General features: G+C 56.9%; 20 protein-coding genes. 15 read left to right on the forward strand and 5 right to left on the reverse strand.

Going from position 1 to position 17,660, the window contains the following annotated elements:
* Positions 1 to 22: 22 nt before the first annotated feature.
* Complete coding sequence (locus Z946_RS0119875) at positions 23 to 1,204, forward strand: ammonium transporter (protein WP_025057463.1); 1,182 nt, start codon at positions 23 to 25, stop codon at positions 1,202 to 1,204.
* A 65-nt stretch (positions 1,205 to 1,269) separates the two neighbouring features.
* Here Z946_RS0119875 and Z946_RS0119880 read toward each other — a convergent pair whose 3' ends face one another.
* Positions 1,270 to 1,722: a type II toxin-antitoxin system RatA family toxin gene (locus Z946_RS0119880; RefSeq protein WP_025057464.1), complete on the reverse strand. Its 453-nt coding sequence runs from the start codon at positions 1,720 to 1,722 to the stop codon at positions 1,270 to 1,272.
* 74 nt (positions 1,723 to 1,796) lie between these two features.
* On the opposite strand from Z946_RS0119880, the gene hpt reads away from it, so the two are divergent.
* The 4 genes from hpt to Z946_RS0119900 all read left to right on the forward strand — a co-directional run bounded on the left by hpt (position 1,797) and on the right by Z946_RS0119900 (position 3,958).
* The gene (gene hpt, locus Z946_RS0119885; RefSeq protein ID WP_025057465.1) at positions 1,797 to 2,333 is read left to right on the forward strand and encodes a hypoxanthine phosphoribosyltransferase; all 537 of its coding nucleotides are present in this window, start codon (positions 1,797 to 1,799) and stop codon (positions 2,331 to 2,333) included.
* Positions 2,330 to 2,503, forward strand: a complete 174-nt coding sequence (locus Z946_RS21705; RefSeq protein WP_037969330.1) for a hypothetical protein — start codon at positions 2,330 to 2,332, stop codon at positions 2,501 to 2,503. The genes hpt and Z946_RS21705 overlap by 4 nt, the downstream gene beginning before the upstream one ends.
* 102 nt (positions 2,504 to 2,605) lie before the next feature.
* Positions 2,606 to 3,076: a c-type cytochrome gene (locus Z946_RS0119895; RefSeq protein WP_025057466.1), complete on the forward strand. Its 471-nt coding sequence runs from the start codon at positions 2,606 to 2,608 to the stop codon at positions 3,074 to 3,076.
* A 3-nt stretch (positions 3,077 to 3,079) separates the two neighbouring features.
* Positions 3,080 to 3,958: a cytochrome c gene (locus Z946_RS0119900; protein WP_025057467.1), complete on the forward strand. Its 879-nt coding sequence runs from the start codon at positions 3,080 to 3,082 to the stop codon at positions 3,956 to 3,958.
* Here the strand turns inward: Z946_RS0119900 and lipA are convergent.
* Together lipA and Z946_RS0119910 are read right to left on the reverse strand one after the other, a co-directional pair.
* Complete coding sequence (lipA, locus tag Z946_RS0119905) at positions 3,950 to 4,903, reverse strand: lipoyl synthase (RefSeq protein ID WP_025057468.1); 954 nt, start codon at positions 4,901 to 4,903, stop codon at positions 3,950 to 3,952. The genes Z946_RS0119900 and lipA overlap by 9 nt on opposite strands.
* 90 nt (positions 4,904 to 4,993) lie before the next feature.
* Entirely contained in the window at positions 4,994 to 6,127 is a 1,134-nt protein-coding gene (locus tag Z946_RS0119910; protein ID WP_025057469.1) for a DUF6456 domain-containing protein, read from the reverse strand.
* Positions 6,128 to 6,369: 242 nt separating this feature from the next.
* On the opposite strand from Z946_RS0119910, the gene Z946_RS0119915 reads away from it, so the two are divergent.
* Complete coding sequence (locus Z946_RS0119915) at positions 6,370 to 6,663, forward strand: DUF6477 family protein (protein WP_025057470.1); 294 nt, start codon at positions 6,370 to 6,372, stop codon at positions 6,661 to 6,663.
* An 18-nt stretch (positions 6,664 to 6,681) separates the two neighbouring features.
* Here the strand turns inward: Z946_RS0119915 and Z946_RS0119920 are convergent, their stop codons facing one another.
* Positions 6,682 to 8,220: a trimethylamine methyltransferase family protein gene (locus Z946_RS0119920; RefSeq protein WP_025057471.1), complete on the reverse strand. Its 1,539-nt coding sequence runs from the start codon at positions 8,218 to 8,220 to the stop codon at positions 6,682 to 6,684.
* Positions 8,221 to 8,456: 236 nt separating this feature from the next.
* On the opposite strand from Z946_RS0119920, the gene guaA reads away from it, so the two are divergent.
* The 9 genes from guaA (at position 8,457) to Z946_RS0119965 (ending at position 16,529) form a co-directional block, all read left to right on the forward strand.
* Entirely contained in the window at positions 8,457 to 10,022 is a 1,566-nt protein-coding gene (guaA, locus tag Z946_RS0119925) for a glutamine-hydrolyzing GMP synthase (RefSeq protein ID WP_025057472.1), read from the forward strand.
* Positions 10,013 to 10,291, forward strand: a complete 279-nt coding sequence (locus Z946_RS0119930; protein ID WP_037969333.1) for a putative quinol monooxygenase — start codon at positions 10,013 to 10,015, stop codon at positions 10,289 to 10,291. The genes guaA and Z946_RS0119930 overlap by 10 nt, the downstream gene beginning before the upstream one ends.
* Positions 10,288 to 11,154 carry a DMT family transporter gene (locus Z946_RS0119935; RefSeq protein ID WP_025057474.1) on the forward strand — a complete coding sequence of 289 codons (867 nt, stop codon included), beginning with the start codon at positions 10,288 to 10,290 and terminating at the stop codon, positions 11,152 to 11,154. The genes Z946_RS0119930 and Z946_RS0119935 overlap by 4 nt, the downstream gene beginning before the upstream one ends.
* Positions 11,155 to 11,195: 41 nt before the next feature.
* Positions 11,196 to 12,110 carry a DMT family transporter gene (locus tag Z946_RS0119940; RefSeq protein WP_025057475.1) on the forward strand — a complete coding sequence of 305 codons (915 nt, stop codon included), beginning with the start codon at positions 11,196 to 11,198 and terminating at the stop codon, positions 12,108 to 12,110.
* Positions 12,111 to 12,141: 31 nt separating this feature from the next.
* The gene (locus Z946_RS0119945; RefSeq protein WP_025057476.1) at positions 12,142 to 12,996 is read left to right on the forward strand and encodes a hypothetical protein; all 855 of its coding nucleotides are present in this window, start codon (positions 12,142 to 12,144) and stop codon (positions 12,994 to 12,996) included.
* 102 nt (positions 12,997 to 13,098) lie between these two features.
* Entirely contained in the window at positions 13,099 to 14,019 is a 921-nt protein-coding gene (metA, locus tag Z946_RS0119950) for a homoserine O-acetyltransferase MetA (protein ID WP_025057477.1), read from the forward strand.
* A 10-nt stretch (positions 14,020 to 14,029) separates the two neighbouring features.
* Positions 14,030 to 15,001, forward strand: a complete 972-nt coding sequence (locus Z946_RS0119955; protein ID WP_037969335.1) for an alpha/beta fold hydrolase — start codon at positions 14,030 to 14,032, stop codon at positions 14,999 to 15,001.
* Between the two features lie 48 nt (positions 15,002 to 15,049).
* Entirely contained in the window at positions 15,050 to 15,919 is an 870-nt protein-coding gene (gene ppk2, locus Z946_RS0119960; protein ID WP_025057479.1) for a polyphosphate kinase 2, read from the forward strand.
* Positions 15,912 to 16,529 (forward strand): TetR/AcrR family transcriptional regulator, encoded by a 618-nt coding sequence (locus Z946_RS0119965; RefSeq protein WP_025057480.1) that lies wholly within the window; start codon positions 15,912 to 15,914, stop codon positions 16,527 to 16,529. Before ppk2 ends, Z946_RS0119965 begins: the two co-directional genes overlap by 8 nt.
* Here the strand turns inward: Z946_RS0119965 and Z946_RS0119970 are convergent.
* Positions 16,526 to 17,521: an LLM class flavin-dependent oxidoreductase gene (locus tag Z946_RS0119970; protein WP_025057481.1), complete on the reverse strand. Its 996-nt coding sequence runs from the start codon at positions 17,519 to 17,521 to the stop codon at positions 16,526 to 16,528. The two genes, Z946_RS0119965 and Z946_RS0119970, sit on opposite strands and share 4 nt — an antisense overlap.
* Positions 17,522 to 17,660 lie beyond the last annotated feature (139 nt).

Raw genomic sequence — 17,660 nt, forward strand, 5'->3', positions numbered from 1 at the left:
AATCACCGAACGGAGACCTGCAATGAACGCCGCTGATACCGCGTGGATAATGACTGCCACGGCCCTTGTTTTGCTGATGACCTTACCTGGTCTCGCACTGTTTTACGGCGGCCTTGTACGGGCACGAAACGTGCTCAGCGTGTTCATGCATTGTTATGCAATTGCCTGCCTGATGTCGGTTTTGTGGTTCCTTGTGGGATACTCTATCGCATTTGGTCCCGGCACCAGCGGCTATTGGGGCGGGCTCGACAAGATCGGGCTTACCGGCGTGGATGCCGACAGCCTGAGCGGGACATTGCCTGAAATCCTGTTCTTTGCCTTCCAGATGACCTTTGCAATCATCACACCTGCGCTGATCGTGGGTGCCTTTGTAGAACGGATCAACTTTGCCTTCATGCTGTTGTTTTCCGGCCTCTGGATGCTTTTGTGCTACGCGCCTGTTGTCCACTGGGTCTGGGGCGGTGGTATGCTGGCAGACGGCGGCATCTTTGGTGAAACAGGCGTACGCGATTTTGCGGGCGGTATCGTTGTGCATGAGACTGCCGGTCTGGCGGCCTTGATCCTCGCTGTGATGCTGGGCGCGCGTCGCGATCATTCGAAACCACCACATAACCCCGGTCTGGTGATGATCGGTGCGGCCCTTCTTTGGGTGGGTTGGTTCGGCTTTAACGGTGGGTCACAACTTGCCGCTGATGGTGGTGCTGCCATGGCCATCACCGTGACCCATATTTCTGCTGCCACCGCCTCGCTGACCTGGGCACTGTGGGAACGTATCAAATTCGGCAAGGCCTCTCTTGTTGGTATTGTCACCGGCACCATTGCGGGCCTTGCCTCTATCACCCCCGCATCCGGTTTTGTCGGACCATGGGCGGCACTGCTGATCGGCGCTGTCGCTGGCATTTTGTGTCAAGAAGCCGTTGTGCTGATCCGCAACAAGCTGAAGGTCGATGATACGCTTGACGTTTTTGCGGTCCACGGCGTCGGCGGTATCTTTGGTACGATCATGATCGCGGCCTTGGGTGCGGGATCATGGGCCGCACAGCTTGGGTCGCTTGCGATTGTCGGTGTGTTTACAGCTGTGGTCACGATTGTCCTTGTGATCATCTGCCGCGCCATCGTTCCGATGCGTGTGGACGCTGAGACCGAAACCAGCGGACTTGACCTGTCTGTACACGGTGAGCGGGCCTACGATCTTACCAGTTGATACCAAAGGACCGCGCAGGGTAGATCCTTGCGCGGTCCAAAACTTTGCGATGTGAATTGCTACTTCTAGGTCTGCGGCGCGTACAGAGCCGCCGCACGTTTCTCAAAAGCCCGAACAACCCGCTGCATCGCCTCGTTGAAGACGACACCGATGATGCCTTGCAGGATCGCGTTCTTGAATTCGAAATCGACGTGAAAATGGACTTTGCAGCCCCCCGGTGCATCCTCGAAATGCCAGCCTGACTTCATATACTTGAACGGTCCGTCCAGATATTCCGTGTCGATTTTGCGCGCCTCGGGCCAAAGTACCACCCGGCTCGTAAAGCGTTCGCGGAACACCTTGAAGCTGATTACAAGATCGGCGTCCATCACGCGGTGATCGCCCCTGTCCTCGTCCGAACGAATGCGCGCGGCGGCAGTCCACGGTAGAAACTCTGGATAGCTGGCAACGTCGGCCACAAGGTCATACATCTGGTCTGCGGTATAGGGCAGATTTCGGGTCTCGGAATGGCTTGGCATTGCGTTCGCTGCGTCCTCAGGGTAGCTCTGTTTCACCGATAAAGTACTTAGTTTCAAGGGCAAGGGTCATCGCCATGACAGATCGTCGCTATGTGATCGATGAAATGATCTCTGCCAAGGCAATTGCCGCCCGCATTGAAGATTTGTGTCGTGCAATTCACGACGAATTTGACGGTACGGACAAGCTGGTTGTGGTTGGTCTGCTGCGCGGGTCATTTGTGTTTATCGCCGATCTGGTGCGCGAGCTGGATTTGCCGATCGAGGTCGATTTCCTCGAGGCGTCAAGCTATGGCGATGGGATGGAAAGCAGTCGGGAAGTGCGTATTCTCAAGGACTTGCGCGGTGCCATTGAAGGGCGTGACGTGCTGGTGGTCGAGGACATCGTAGACACCGGACATACGCTGCATCACGTCACCAACCTGCTGAAGTCCCGTGATCCTGCACGCTTGAAAACGATTGCCTTGCTCGACAAGCCCACGCGGCGCGAAGTCGATATGAAGGCCGACTGGACAGGTTTCGAAATCCCCGATGAATTTGTCGTGGGCTATGGCATCGATTTTGCTCAACGGAACCGAAATCTGCCGTTCATCGGCAAGGTACGTTTCATATGAACCCCGTATGGCTGATGCGGATGTCCCGCTGGGCGCGCAAGCCCCCTTCTGCCAAGCGGGTGAAATTTGTTTTTGGAATCATCGCTCTTGCGGCGCTGATCTGGGGCATTGAATGGATGGGATGGTGGCCTGACTGGGCCACGGCAGAGCGTATACCACGCAAGTTCTAGGCATTTTCCGTCATCACGAAATTGTTTTTGCGCCAGCCGCACACTGATGTAGGCTGATCTCTAAGGGACATTCGCAAATTCAATTTCTTGAAGGGCAACGACATGGACACTTTCACTAAAATAACCGCAATTTTGGGTCTTGGGGCGGCATTGGTCGCAACTACCGTATTTGCAGACAGTCATGCGGCCGAGAATCCTGCGGTGGCGGCACGCCATCACCAAATGCAGATGGTAGGATATCACATCGGCGTACTGGGCGGCATCGCAAAGGGCGAAATGGAGTATGACGCAGAGATGGTTTCAGCCGCTGCATCCAATCTCGCCGCGCTTGCCCGCATGGAACGCGCGACCCTCTGGGTCGCGGGTACAGAGCAAGGTGCCGTTGAAGGCTCTCGTGCCAAAGCTGAAATCTGGAGCGATCCGGACGGGTTTGCCAAGAAGTTTGATGATCTGGCAACAGCGGCAACAGCATTGGTCGATGCGGGTGATGCAGCGGCGGTAGGTGCCGGTATGGGGGCATTGGGTGGCAGCTGTAAAGCCTGCCACGAAGCGTTCCGCGGTCCCAAGAACTGACCCTTGCGGCGTTTTCTGGCAGCAGCAGGTATTGGCGGTATGGTGGTCGCAGTGGCCCTTTGGGTCATTTCTGCGCCTGCGCCGCTCTCTACAGGTTATGCTGAAGCCCATACGACAGACGCCGATAACGGCGCGGCGGTCTTCACCGCAGCCGGATGCGCGTCTTGCCACGCAGCACCGGATGCGGCGGGTGAAGCAAAGCTTGTTCTGGAGGGCGGGCACGCATTCGAAAGCGATTTTGGTACATTTTATGCGCCGAACATCACTTACGGCCCCGCTGGCATAGGGGGGTGGACGTTACCTGAGTTTGCCCGCGCGGTCACGCAAGGTGTCTCTCCCAAAGGCGCACATTACTATCCCGCGTTTCCCTATACGTCCTATCAGCATATGACCGAGGGGGACGTGTCGGACCTCTTTGCCTATGTGAAGTCCCTCCCCGTTTCGGAAGTTGCCAGCATCCCGCATGATGTGGGGTTCCCCTTCAATATCCGAAGGGCGCTGGGGCTTTGGAAAGCGCTGTACGCCACGCCCGATTTTGTCATGGCCGACGCACCAAATCCGGAGCTTGAACGCGGGCGTTACATTGTCGAAGGGTTAGCACATTGCGGTGAATGCCATACCCCCCGCACAGCTCTGGGAGGTCTCGACCGCGATGCTTGGCTAACGGGAGCACCGAACCCTTCGGGAAAAGGCAGAATTCCAAACATCACGCCAGCGGCCCTAGACTGGTCAGAATCCGATCTGATCTATTACTTCGAGAGCGGTTTAACACCCGACTATGACAGCGTCGGTGGTTCAATGGCGGCGGTGGTCGACAATCTGGCTAAACTTCCAGAAAGTGACCGTGCTGCGATTGCTGCCTATCTCAAAGCTTTACCCTAAGCCGAGTTTAAGGTTCCGGGCCGCACGAAGGCGCGCGAAATCGTCGCCTGCGTGGTAGGATGAACGCGTAAGCGGCGTGGCGGAGACCATGTGGAATCCTTTGCCATAGGCCGCCTTTTCGTAGGATGCGAATTCATCAGGATGCACAAACCTGTCCACCGCATGGTGTTTCGGCGTTGGCTGCAGATACTGGCCTATGGTCAGAAAATCGATATCGGCGGCACGCATGTCTTCCATCACCTGAATAACCGACTGTCGGTCCTCACCCAAACCGACCATGATGCCGGACTTGGTAAACATCGACGGATCAAGCTCTTTTACACGCTGCAACAGGCGCAGGGAGTGAAAGTATCGCGCGCCGGGGCGCACTTCGGGATAAAGGCCCGGCACGGTTTCAAGGTTGTGGTTGAACACATCAGGCCGCGCCTCAACGACCTTTTCAAGCGCTTCCGGCCCGCAGCGGATGAAGTCCGGCGTCAGGATCTCGATTGTCGTCTCTGGGCTGCGGTGCCGCACAGCGCGGATTGTCTGGGCGAAATGCTCGGCTCCACCGTCCTCGATATCATCGCGATCTACGGATGTAATAACGACATGGTTCAGACCGAGCTTTGCCACTGCGTCAGCGACGCGACCCGGCTCAAAGACATCAAGATCTTCGGGTGGCTTGCCCGTAGCAATGTTACAGAACGTACAGGCGCGGGTACAGACTTCGCCCATAATCATCATAGTTGCGTGGCCCTGGCTCCAGCATTCGCCTACGTTGGGGCAGCCCGCCTCTTCGCAGACCGTGACCAGTTTGTTCTCGCGCATGATCTTGGCGGTATCGGCATAGCCTTGACCGCCCGGTGCTTTTACCCTGATCCAGCTGGGTTTTTTCGGCTGGGCATTGTCCGGCTTGCGCGCCTTTTCTGGGTGGCGCTGCTCGGGAATCTTCAGATCACGCATGGCGGGTCTCCGGTTGGCTTGATGTCTTATGTAGCACATTGATGCTGCAACAAAACCCCAAGTCCACGCAGAACGGCCATGCGTCCTGTCCTAGCCGATCATCGGACCACCCGGCCCCACAGTTTCATCATAGTGACGTTGAAGACGCATCAGGGCGATCCGTAACACCACCTTGCCAGAGCGGGCAGACCACCCCAGACGCTTCTCCGTAGTTTCGAGACCTTCAAGATAGCAACAACACCGTAGCGCCACGTCCGACAGCCCTTCGCCCAAATGCTCAAGGGCTGCGCCAACACGGCGGCGCGCTTCTGATGCCGCACCGACACCACCGCCGCCATTGGAAGACCCGTTTTGCGTGCCGGCCGTGAGAAAATGATCCCAGTTCTGCGCGACCGAGCGATCCATCTGCGCCAATTCGAAATCCTCGCGTAGTCGCTCGCCCGCACCGACCAGCGCGTCGTCAAGAAACGGTTTTCCGGACTTGTCCCGTCGGCGCGAAAGCGCGGACAGAGGGCTTTCGCCTACCGCATAGCGGTTGCGATTGCCGCCCTCACCTTCTGCATCGCGGCGTGCGCTACCTTCAAGCGCGTTAAGCTCCGCGTCGTGTTCGTCGGAAGGTGCCGGTTCATTCGGGATACCAAAAGTGTCGTAAAGCTTAATAAGCGCCGCACGACCTGTACCTGTAATCGCATATCGCACAATGCGGCCTGTGTTACACGGCGCGATCCAATCCTTAAGCGCCATCGCCTGGGCCACGGCCGTATCTACCACGGCGGTCCGCGTGCTGCTGCCCAACGCCGTGTCGCGCACGACAACAGCCTTATCCAGACCAGCTGCCACGGCAAGCACCGCACCGGTTTCACACAGCCGGCGAAGAACCCGCAACGCTTCGCGAGACAGGGTATCTTCATCTGGAATGCTAAGGGGCGCGTGTTTGGTCATGGATGAATTGTCCTTTCTGGCAGGTGTATTCGAATTTAGGCGTTGCACAGTGCCGACACTGCTTAGCTTGCGTAGGGCCGCATCAACCAACGGGTCATCGCGGCGCATTTCAACCTTGCGAATTTGACGCAGGATTGTTGAGGCGTGACAGCCCGCAGCGCGGGCAAGCATGCGAATTGGGGCACCTTTTTCTGTATGGGCGATGTAGTGCCGTGCCCCTTTGGGGACCCACCCCGGCAAAGCCCCGACCTGATCCATCGCCATCTCAGCAAGTTCGCCCATCAACATCACTCCCACGACAAAAAGCGGATTTTATCCACAAGTTATCCACACAACCTAAAAGTGCATTTGTTACCGGATCGTTAAAATCCAACGCTGTGTTCATCATTGTTTCTAAAACATAAACAGTGGTGAAAGCGGCGAACGGTTAAAATTGTTCCGACGCAACACCCTTATAGGTTGTGTATTGTTGGAAACAGAACGGGGTCATGCCGACCCTTTATCCACTGTTCGAGGACAATAGAATGCAAGACATCCTGACCATGCTAAACGCCCTGCACCGCCCGCGCTTGATGATGCGGGCTGCTCGAATCGGGTCACAGGAATACCGCCGCGCTGCGCATCTGCCACGTCTTTTGGGATATGGCGTTCTGCCCCGTCACGGACCGGCATTGATGAAGCTGATGGAGATGGAAGCCGCTATGGAAGAGCAACGCACGCAATCCGACGCAAGCTACAGCCTGATCCGGCATCTGGATGCGCTGATTGCACTGGTTGGAGAGGCCCGCGAGCTGAAAGCGACGCAGACCCCTGCCTGATATCAAACGCGGTTGCGCCTACATAAAGCTGTCAGGCTCCGCCGCTTTTCTTTGCGCAACAAAAGCATCAAGGGATTCGCGGATCGCGGGATCGAGCGGCGGTTGCTGGTAGTCACCCAGCATTTTCTGAACCCGCAGCGTGGCCAATGCCTGCGTGTCCCGCGCGCCCTCGTCTTCCCATGTTTCGAAGGGTTTGTAATCGAGCAGGTCAGATTTCCAGAAGGCCGTTTTGAAGTTATTCTGCGTGTGTTCACAGCCAAGATAGTGACCACCAGGTCCCACTTCGCGGATTGCATCCATGGCCTGTGCATTCTCGTCAATCTCGACGCCTCGGGCCAGATGATGCAGCGTTCCTAGCTGGTCTGCATCCATCACGAACTTTTCGTAAGAGCTGACCAGACCGCCTTCAAGCCAGCCACAGGCATGGAGCATAAAGTTTACGCCTGACAGCAGCCCCATATTCAGACTGTTCGATGTCTCATAGGCAGCTTGCGCATCGGGCAATTTGGACCCGCAAAACGAACCGGCCGAACGATACGGCAAGTTCATACGCCTCGCCAGTTGCCCTGCCCCATAGGTAATATGTGCAGCTTCAGGTGTGCCGAATGTTGGGGCTCCTGAATTCATATCGATAGATGTAACGAATGCGCCCATGATGACCGGCGCACCCGGTCGCACCAGCTGTGAATAGGCAATCCCTGCCAGCGCTTCAGCCAACACTTGGGTCAACGTCCCGGCAACAGACACCGGTGCCATCGCACCGCCCACAATGAAGGGCGAGATGATGCAGGCCTGATTGTTTTTTGCATACACCTCAAGCGATCCCATCATCACGTCGTCGAATGTCATCGGCGAGTTGATGTTGATCAAAGAGGTCATCACCGTGTTCTGCTGCACGAAGTCTTCGCCAAAGAGGATATTACACATATCCACCGAATCTTGTGCGCGGCTGGGTTCCGTAACGGACCCCATGAACGGCTTGTCGCTCAATGTCATATGCGCGTGCAGCATATCCAGATGTCTTTTGTTCACCGCAACGTCAGTCGGCTCGCAGACCGTGCCGCCAGAGTGGTGCAGCCACTTGGACATATAGCCAAGTTTCACGAAGTTGTTGAAATCAGCCATCGTTGCATACCTGCGCCCACCCGCAGCATCGCGCACAAAAGGCGGGCCGTAGACCGGTGCAAGTACAAGGTTCTTGCCACCGACCTCGACGTTACGCGCAGGGTTGCGGGCGTGTTGCGTGTATTCTGACGGCGCGGTCGCACAAAGCTTGCGGGCCAGCCCACGTGGGATGCGCACGCGCTCGCCGTCGATATCGGCACCCGCTGCGCGCCAAAGCTCCAACGCTGCCGGGTTGTTGAGGAAGTTCACGCCGACTTCTTCGAGGATCATATCGGCGTTATGCTCAATGATCTCCAGCGCTTCCTCGGTCAACACTTCGAAGTTGGGGATGTTACGCTCGATGAATTTTGCTGTCTCGAAAGACACGGCACTGCGTTCTGCGCGTCGTGCCGCACCACCACCACCGCGCCCGCGTCGTGCTGTTTCTGCCATGGTTCGTCCCTCGTTAAAGAATTTGACTTCTGCTACCCCATCCATCTTTCCGATCCCTACCGGATACCGTCCTGTCAGGGTGAAAAGCGACATTCGTGCGGACCACGACCTGTGCGGCATGTCTGCTAAAGGTTTTGGAAGCCGCCAGAAGGGATAATTCCTGTCCAGTACGCGCACGTCGCAATGTGCCACTTGCGCCTCGGCGCGTGCAGACCTAATCAGGTTTCATGACCAAAATGCTTTCCCCCTCCGACCACGACCGTCTGCTGATCATTGATTTCGGCTCACAGGTGACACAGCTCATTGCCCGTCGCCTGCGCGAATTACATGTGTTCTGCGAAATTCATCCCTTCAACTCGGTAGATGCGGCCTTTCTAGCCGACTTCGCGCCCAAGGCTGTAATCCTGTCTGGCGGACCAGCGTCCGTTTTTGCCGAAGGGGCCCCGCGCCCGCCTGCCGAGGTGTTCGAGCTTGATGTGCCGATCCTGGGCATCTGTTACGGCCAGCAGGTGATGATGGAAATGCTGGGCGGCAAGGTCGAGCGTGGCCATAACACTGCTGAATTCGGCCGCGCCTTCGTCACGCCAGAGGACGAGAAACTGGACCTCTTGCAAGGTTGGTTTGCAACCGACAAAGAACAGGTCTGGATGAGCCACGGCGACCACGTCAGCAAAATCGCCCCCGGTTTCAAGGTCTTCGGCACGTCACCCAACGCGCCTTTTGCGATCACCGCCGACACGACACGCAACTTCTATGCGGTTCAGTTCCATCCCGAAGTGCACCACACGCCCAATGGCGCGAAGCTTTACGAAAACTTTGTGCGTCTGGCGGGGTTCAAAGGCGACTGGACGATGAGCGCCTATCGCGAAGAGGCAATTGCCGCGATCCGTGCTCAGGTTGGCGATGAAAAGGTGATCTGTGGCTTGTCGGGTGGCGTTGATTCCTCTGTGGCGGCTGTCCTTATCCATGAGGCAATCGGCGATCAGCTGACTTGCGTATTTGTCGACCACGGTCTGTTGCGCAAAGGCGAGGCTGAAGAGGTCGTGACCATGTTCCGCGACCATTACAACATGCCGCTGATCCATGCGGACGAACAGGAATTGTTTCTAGGCGCGCTCGACGGTCAGGACGATCCTGAAACCAAGCGCAAGATTATCGGCAAACTCTTCATCGACGTGTTCCAGAAACACGCCAAAGAAGTTGGCGATGCAAAGTTCCTCGCCCAAGGCACGCTGTACCCTGACGTGATCGAATCGGTCAGCTTTTCCGGTGGCCCCTCGGTCACGATCAAAAGCCACCACAACGTGGGTGGCCTGCCTGAAAAGATGGGCCTGAAACTGGTCGAACCGTTGCGCGAACTGTTCAAGGATGAGGTCCGCGCGTTGGGCGTTGAACTTGGCCTGCCGAAATCCTTTATCGGACGCCACCCCTTCCCCGGCCCGGGTCTTGCGATCCGCTGCCCCGGTGAAATCACCCGCCCCAAGCTGGATATCCTGCGCGAAGCGGATGCCGTCTATATCGACCAGATCCGCAAACACGGTCTCTATGATGAAATCTGGCAGGCCTTTGTCGCGATCCTGCCTGTGCGTACGGTCGGCGTGATGGGCGACGGGCGCACCTATGACTTTGCCTGCGCGTTGCGTGCGGTCACATCCGTCGACGGGATGACGGCGGATTACTATCCGTTCACCCATGAATTCCTTGGTGAAACCGCAACCCGCATCATCAACGAGGTGCCGGGCATTAATCGCGTCACTTATGACATTACATCCAAACCTCCCGGTACAATCGAATGGGAGTGACATTGCATGGATATCTGCGGTGCGCGGATGAGGTCGAAGCCGCGCGTGTGCGTTCGGCGCTGGACGAACATATTCGCCTGACACGTCTGGAGGAAGGCTGCGTCTCGTTCCACGTTACGCCGACCGATGATCCGCTGGTATGGGAAGTGGCCGAAGAATTCACCGATCCCGCCGCGTTCACCGCGCACGGGACCCGCGCGGGAGCCTCGGACTGGGCGGTCGCCACCAAAGGTATCACGCGGGATTATAAAATTACCGGCATGCCATGAACCTGACCGTTCAGGCGGCATTATGGATGACCGGCGCTGTCTTTAGTTTTACCGCGATGGCCATCGCTGGCCGCGAGCTTGGCGGTACATTCGATACATTCGAGATCATGATGTACCGCTCTGCCTTCGGCTTTGCGATTGTACTGTTGTTGGTTTTCGCGACCGGGGCACACCGTCAGATTGGCATTGGTGCCGCACGGACCCACTTTTTCCGCAATGTGTTCCACTTCACCGGTCAAAACCTGTGGTTCTATGCTGTCACCATGGTTCCGTTGGCCAAGGTTTTTGCGTTGGAATTTACAACCCCGCTTTGGGTTATCGTTCTTTCCTTTCTATTACTTGGCGAGCGGCTGACCAAAGTACGCGCGCTTGCAGCGATCTTGGGTTTTGTCGGCATCCTCATCGTGGCGCGACCCGGTGCGATGACCGACATTAACACCGGAATGGCCGCGGCGGCATCCTGCGCTGTTTTTTTTGCGCTTACCTACGTCTTTACCAAGCGTCTGACGCGGACCGAGACGATAGCCGCGATTATGTTCTACCTCACATTCTTCCAGCTCATTTTCGGGATCATCATGGCGGGCTATGATGGCGTGGTGGCGGCACCGACAGCAGCGACAATGCCATGGCTTGTCCTCGTCGCCTGTTGCGGCTTGCTCGCGCATTTCTGCATCACCAAAGCGCTTACGATAGCACCGGCCACGGTAGTTGCACCGATCGACTTTGCGCGACTACCTCTTGTCGCCGTTGCCGCGATGCTTCTCTATAACGAAGTCATCGACCTCTGGGTATTTGTCGGTGCGGTGATCATCTTTGGCGGCAACTACCTGAACATCTGGTTCGAAACGCGCAAAGCCGCATGAAACGGATCGTAGATCGGTCTACAGCAGCTTAAGCTGATAGGATGCAGTCTCAAAAAACCATATCTACCCGTGCCTGGGCCGAGATGCTCTTGCTTGCCATCCTTTGGGGGGCGTCCTTTGTGTCGATCCGCGTGGCGCTGGATGAGATCGGGCCGTTAACCGCCGTGGCGCATCGGGTCGGTTGGGCTGCCTTGGTGCTTTGGGGTGTTGTTGCGATGATGCGGCTGCCGGTGCCCCGCGCTCCGAAAGTCTGGATCGGGTTTCTGGGCATGGGTCTATTAAATAACGTCATCCCTTTTGGACTGATGGCTTGGGGACAGCTTTATATAGAAAGCGGCCTTACCTCGATCCTGAATGCGGCGACGGCGATCTTTGGCGTCATCGCGGCATCTATCTTTTTCGCGGATGAACGCATTACGCCACGAAAAGCGTTCGGAGTCTGTTTGGGATTTGCAGGTGTTGCCACCGCCATCGGTCTTGAGAACTTGCGGAACTTTGACATCCGGTCACTGGCGCAACTGGCCGTGATTGGTGGCACCGTGTCTTATGCATTGGCATCCGTCTGGGCGCGCAAGTGGTTGGGCGGGCAGCCGCCACAGGTCGCCGCTGCGGGTATGGTCACAAGTGCGACACTAATTATGCTGCCGCTTGCAGTGCACGTTGAAGGGACACTCACGCTAAGGCTGCAAGCCGATACGCTGCTGGCCATAGGCTATTACGCAATTCTTGGCACGGCTCTGGCCTATCTGCTGTACTACCGGGTGCTGGCCATGGCGGGCAGCGGCAATCTGATGCTGGTAACGTTGCTGATCCCGCCCTTTGCCATCGTCTTGGGCGCTGTGATGCTGAGCGAAGCACTACGCCCTGCAGCCTATGGCGGATTTGCCCTGCTTGCGTTGGGATTGCTTGTGCTTGACGGGCGCATCTGGCGCCGGATCAGACGATCCGCTAGGTAAAGGCAACGCCAAGCAATCCGGACCCTGCACCATGCTCTACTCTACCGCTGCCGAATGGCGCGCTGCCGCAAATCGCAAAGTTCTGGTCTTCGGTATGTCCGGCCTTGGCAAAACACATCTGTCCGGGTTGCTGCGCGGTTCGGGTGACTGGTTTCACTATTCTATCGATTACCGTATTGGCACCCGCTACCTCGGTGAAGCGATCGTCGACAATGCCAAAGCTGAAGCGATGAAGGTGCCGTTCCTGCGCGATTTGTTGTTGTCCGACAGCATCTACATTGCCTCCAACATCACATTCGAGAACCTCAGCCCAGTGGCCACGTGGCTGGGAAAGCCCGGCGATCCGGATAAAGGCGGCCTTCCTATGGAAGAGTACGTGCGCAGGCAGGAAGCGTTCCGTCAGGGCGAGATTGCCGCCCTCAGGGACACCGCATTTTTCGCCGACCGCGCACAAGCGCTTTATGGATACGAGCACTTTATCTGCGACACAGGTGGTTCCATTTGCGAATGGGTCGATGCGGACAATCCTGATGATCCATTGCTGCGCGAACTGGCTGATGAATGTCTGCTCGTCTGGATCAAGGGTGACGACGCCCATACCGAAGAGTTGATCCGCCGCTTTGATCGTGCGCCCAAACCGATGGCCTATCAGCCCGAATTTTTGAGCCGCGTCTGGAGTGAATATTTGACTGAAAACAAGTGTGTAGAGAGTGATGTTAACCCGGACGAATTTGTCCGTTGGACCTATGCACAAGCGCTGGCGCACCGGCAGCCACGGTATCAGGCTATGGCAAAATGGGGGGTGACAATCACGCCCGACCAGATCAGCGCCCTGCGCAACGAAGCCGATTTCACAGACCTGATCGCCGGATGCCTGCCTGATTGACGAACTGTTTTGGGCTGACATCGCCTTTCTGTGACGGCGCTCCCCTTGGCAGACTTGGCACAGAGGGCTATCTAACCCCTTCACAACAGCGGACCCGAGCCAATGCCTATCAAATTGCCTTCCAATCTTCCTGCCTTCGACGTACTGACGCGCGAAGGTGTGATGGTGCTGGACGAAGATCAGGCCGCCACTCAGGACATCCGCCCTTTGCGCATCGCGCTTTTGAACCTGATGCCCAAAAAGATTCAAACCGAAAATCAGTTCGCACGGCTGATTGGTGCGACCCCATTGCAGATTGAGCTGAGCCTTCTGCGGATGACCGACCACCAGACCCGCAACACCGCAGCCGAACATATGGAGAGCTTTTATCGTCCTGTTTCAGAAGCTTGGGATGAGAAATTCGATGGGTTAATCATCACCGGCGCGCCGATTGAACATCTGGAATTCGAGGACGTGAATTACTGGTCCGAGTTGAAACAGGTTATGAATTGGACGCAGACAAACGTGCATTCCACGTTCGGCGTTTGTTGGGGCGGCATGGCGATGATCAATCACTTTCACGGTGTCGATAAGCACATTCTGGATCACAAGGCATTCGGATGTTTTCGTCATCGCAATCTTGATCCGTCTTCACCCTATCTGCGCGGGTTCTCAGACGAATGTGTGATGCCCGTTTCGCGCTGGACCGAAATGCGGCAGGCTGAAGTGGATGAAAAACCTGCGCTCAAGACCCTTCTAGGCAGTGATGAAGTGGGGCCGTGTCTGGTTGAGGACCCTGATCATCGTGCGCTTTATGTTTTCAACCACTTTGAATACGACAGTGACACGCTAAAGCAGGAATATGACCGCGACATCGCTGCGGGTACGCCTATAAATGTGCCGTGTAACTATTACCCCTCCGATGATCCGGCGCGCCCGCCCGTGAATCGCTGGCGTAGCCATGCGCATCTGCTTTATGGCAACTGGATTAACGAGATATACCAATCCACGCCTTTCGACATGACCCGTATCGGACAAGGTTGAGCTTGGTGTGATGCGGATGTTGCTGATCTTTTTTATCGCGGTGATCGTGGCCCTTGTGGGGCTAACCCAGTGGCGCGCTGCGCGGCAGGAAGCGCAAGCTGAAGCCGCGACACCTCCCAGCGGTGATTTCGTTGAGGTCGGCGGCGTGCCGGTGCATTACAAAGTTATGGGTTCAGGTCCCGATCTGGTGCTGATCCACGGGGCGAGCGGTAATCTCAACGACTTTACCATGGGGTTCACCGACCGGCTGACAGACCGCTTCCGCGTCATCCTCTTTGACCGTCCCGGTCTGGGGTATACCGGCCGGCCCGCCGGTCACGGTGGCGCATGGAACGCCGCAGAAGAAACCCCGACAGAACAGGCCCGTCTCTTGCAGTCTGCGGCTGACCAGATCGGGGTGACAAATCCTGTGGTACTGGGGCATTCGTTCGGCGGTGTGGTGGCACTCGCTTGGGGCTTGGAGCGCCCTGACGAGACTGCCGCTCTGGTTCTTGTTTCCGCCGTGTCAGAGCCTTGGCCGGGTAGCCTTGGCTGGACGTATCGGGTGTTCGGATCAAGCCCCGGTGGTGCTTTGGCTGTTCCTCTCGTGACCGGTTTTGTCCCGCAGCGTGTTGTTTCCGACAGTATCGAATCCATTTTTGCGCCTCAACAGGCCCCTGACGGCTATGCAAAGCATATCGGCGTTGGCCTGACGCTGCGCAGAGAAAGTACACGCGCGAATGCGCAGCAGGTGAACGCATTGCGCCCGCATGTGGTCGAGATGCAGAAAAAATACAGCACTTTGACAATGCCGATTGAGGCAGTGCACGGTGACGCGGATACCATCGTGCCACTGCAGGTCCATGCGGAAGTGCTGATGGGTGATGTGCCGGACGGCAATCTGACCGTTCTGTCCGGTGAGGGGCATATGCCACACCATACCTCGCCCGATGCCGTGGTCGACGCCATTGATCGCGCCGCAGCGCGTGCCGGTTTGCGTTAATCCGATTAACATCCCATATAGAAGTAAATGAACGGTAAGGAGGCTTCCATGGACCTGCCCTTTGACGGCGCGATCAGCGCGTACTTCAACGATGACGCACCGGAGACCATTCGGGCAGCGATCAAGCGTGCGGACAAAGATGAAATTCTCAACGCGAGCTATCCGCATTCCGAGCGGCTGGCCCGCAAGGTCTATGAAAAAGAAATGGACCGGTTGCAGATCGAGTTGGTCAAGCTTCAGGCTTGGGTGCGTCACACCGGCACGCGCATCGCTTGCGTGTTTGAAGGGCGCGATGCCGCTGGCAAGGGTGGCACGATCAGCCGTTTCCGCGCCAACCTGAACCCGCGCCATGCTCGCGTTGTGGCACTCTCCAAGCCGACCGAGACCGAAAGGTCTGAATGGTATTTCCAGCGCTATATCAAACACCTACCTGCTGCGGGTGATATGGTGTTTTTCGATCGTTCATGGTACAATCGGGGTGTTGTCGAGGAGGTCTTCGGGTTTTGTACGCCTGAAGAACGCGCACAGTTCTTCGATCAGGTCAGCCCCTTTGAAAAGCTGATTACAGACGACGGCGTGCATCTGTTCAAGTTTTGGCTGAATGTTGGCCGTGCAGAGCAGTTGCGCCGGATGCTGGCCCGCGAATGCGATCCGTTGAAGCAATGGAAGTTGAGCGGCATTGATGTGAAGGGCCTGCCGAAATGGGATGCTTATTCCAAAGCCATTCAGGAAACACTCGCCCGCAGTCACTCTGATCACGCGCCTTGGACAATCATTCGTTCTGACGACAAACGCCGCGCGCGGTTGAATGCGATCCGAACCGTGCTGCATGCATTCGACTATGATCGCAAAGACACCAAGGCGATTGGAAAGATAGATCACGGTGTTTGCGGCGGGCCGGAAATCTGGGATGCCTAAGAAGGGCTATCATCACGGCAATCTGCGTCAGGCCCTGACGGCCGCTGCGCTTGAGCTGATCGAGGCACGTGGCCCGATGGGGTTCACGCTATCAGAGGCCGCTAAACAGGCAGGCGTCACGCCCGCTGCCGTCTACCGCCATTTTGACGGACGCGAAGCACTGATCGCCGAGGCCGCACAGCAGGGCTACGAGATTTTTGCGGATCTGATGGAATACGCCTATCAATCCGGTCAACCTTCAGCGCTCAAGGCGTTTGAGGCGACGGGACGTGCCTATCTGGCATTCGCCCGCAAGTACCCCGGTCACTATATCGCGATGTTTGAAAGTGGCATTTCGATCAACCGCACGCCTGAACTGGCATTGGTCGCAAACCGTGCAAATGGTGTGTTGGAAAAAGCGGCGACCGATCTGAGCCAGCACATTCCTGAAGACAAACGCCCTCCGGCTTCCATGTTCTCCGCCCATATCTGGGCAATGAGCCACGGGGTCGTTGAGCTGTTTGCCCGCAACTCACCCGGGCGCGCATCGCCCTTCCCGCCAGAAGATTTGCTCGAGACGGGAATAGGCATTTATCTGCGCGGATTGGGTTTGGTACAGCCCGACGACTAGTCCGCCATTTCAGGCGTCAACGACTTCATTACATCCGCGGCGATCTTGACCGATGCAACTCTTGCATCATGATCATGTATCTGGCTGGTCAGAATGATTTCGTCAGGTGCGTATCGGTCGATCAATGCTCCCAATTGCGTGCGCACGCTTTCGGGGCTGCCTGTTGCAGACACCTTCATCATATGATCGACGGAGTGACGCAGCCCCGCGCCCAGTAGATCATCGATATTCTCAACCGGCCGTGGCAGCTTGCCCCGTGTTCCTGTTCTCATCCGTGCAAAGGCCTGCTGCATAGACGTGCGCAGGTACACCCCTTCAGCATCCGTCTGGCCCGCAAACACATTTGCCGCGAGCATGAAGTGCGGCTTTTCCAAACCGGCAGAAGGTTTGAAAGTGCGCCGGTAGACGTCGATTGCCTGCTCCAACGCATCGGGTGCGAAGTGGGAGGCAAAAGCATAAGGCAGCCCGAAGTGCGCGGCCAGTTGAGCACCGTACAGCGACGAGCCGAGTATCCAGATCGGCACATGACTGCCCTCGCCGGGCAATGCACGGACCGGAGCGTTTTCGCGCGGTGCGCCCACATAGGCCATAAGCTCTGCTACGTCACCGGGGAAGTCATCGCTGCCAGCACGCCGCAGCGCATGGTAAACTGCCTGATCGCCACCGGGTGCACGTCCCAGACCAAGATCGATCCGGTCACCATACAACGCAGCCAGCGTGCCAAACTGCTCTGCAATTGCCAGCGGTGCGTGGTTGGGTAACATGATGCCACCTGCCCCGACCCGCATTTTCTTTGTATGCGCGGCCACATGGCCGATCAGTACGGAAGTGGCCGCACTGGCGATACCGGGCATGTTGTGGTGCTCCGCCATCCAATAGCGGTGATAGCCTGCCTGCTCTGCCTGCTGCGCCAAATCCGTTGTGTTCTTTAGCGACTGCGCGATGTCGGACCCTTCGGGGACCGGTGCCAGGTCAAGAAGCGAATATTTCATGCCATCCTCATTTCTGTCTTGTGGGCCAGCTTCGGCCCCTGACTGCTTGTGAGATAGATAAGAGCAGCAGCGGCGTGACCCAACCCCAAACCCGAAATTCACATGAAGGAAACCGCATATCCGCGGAAACCAACTGTAC

Origin of the sequence: Sulfitobacter noctilucicola, from assembly GCF_000622385.1 — a bacterium.
Classification (GTDB): Bacteria; Pseudomonadota; Alphaproteobacteria; order Rhodobacterales; family Rhodobacteraceae; genus Sulfitobacter; species Sulfitobacter noctilucicola.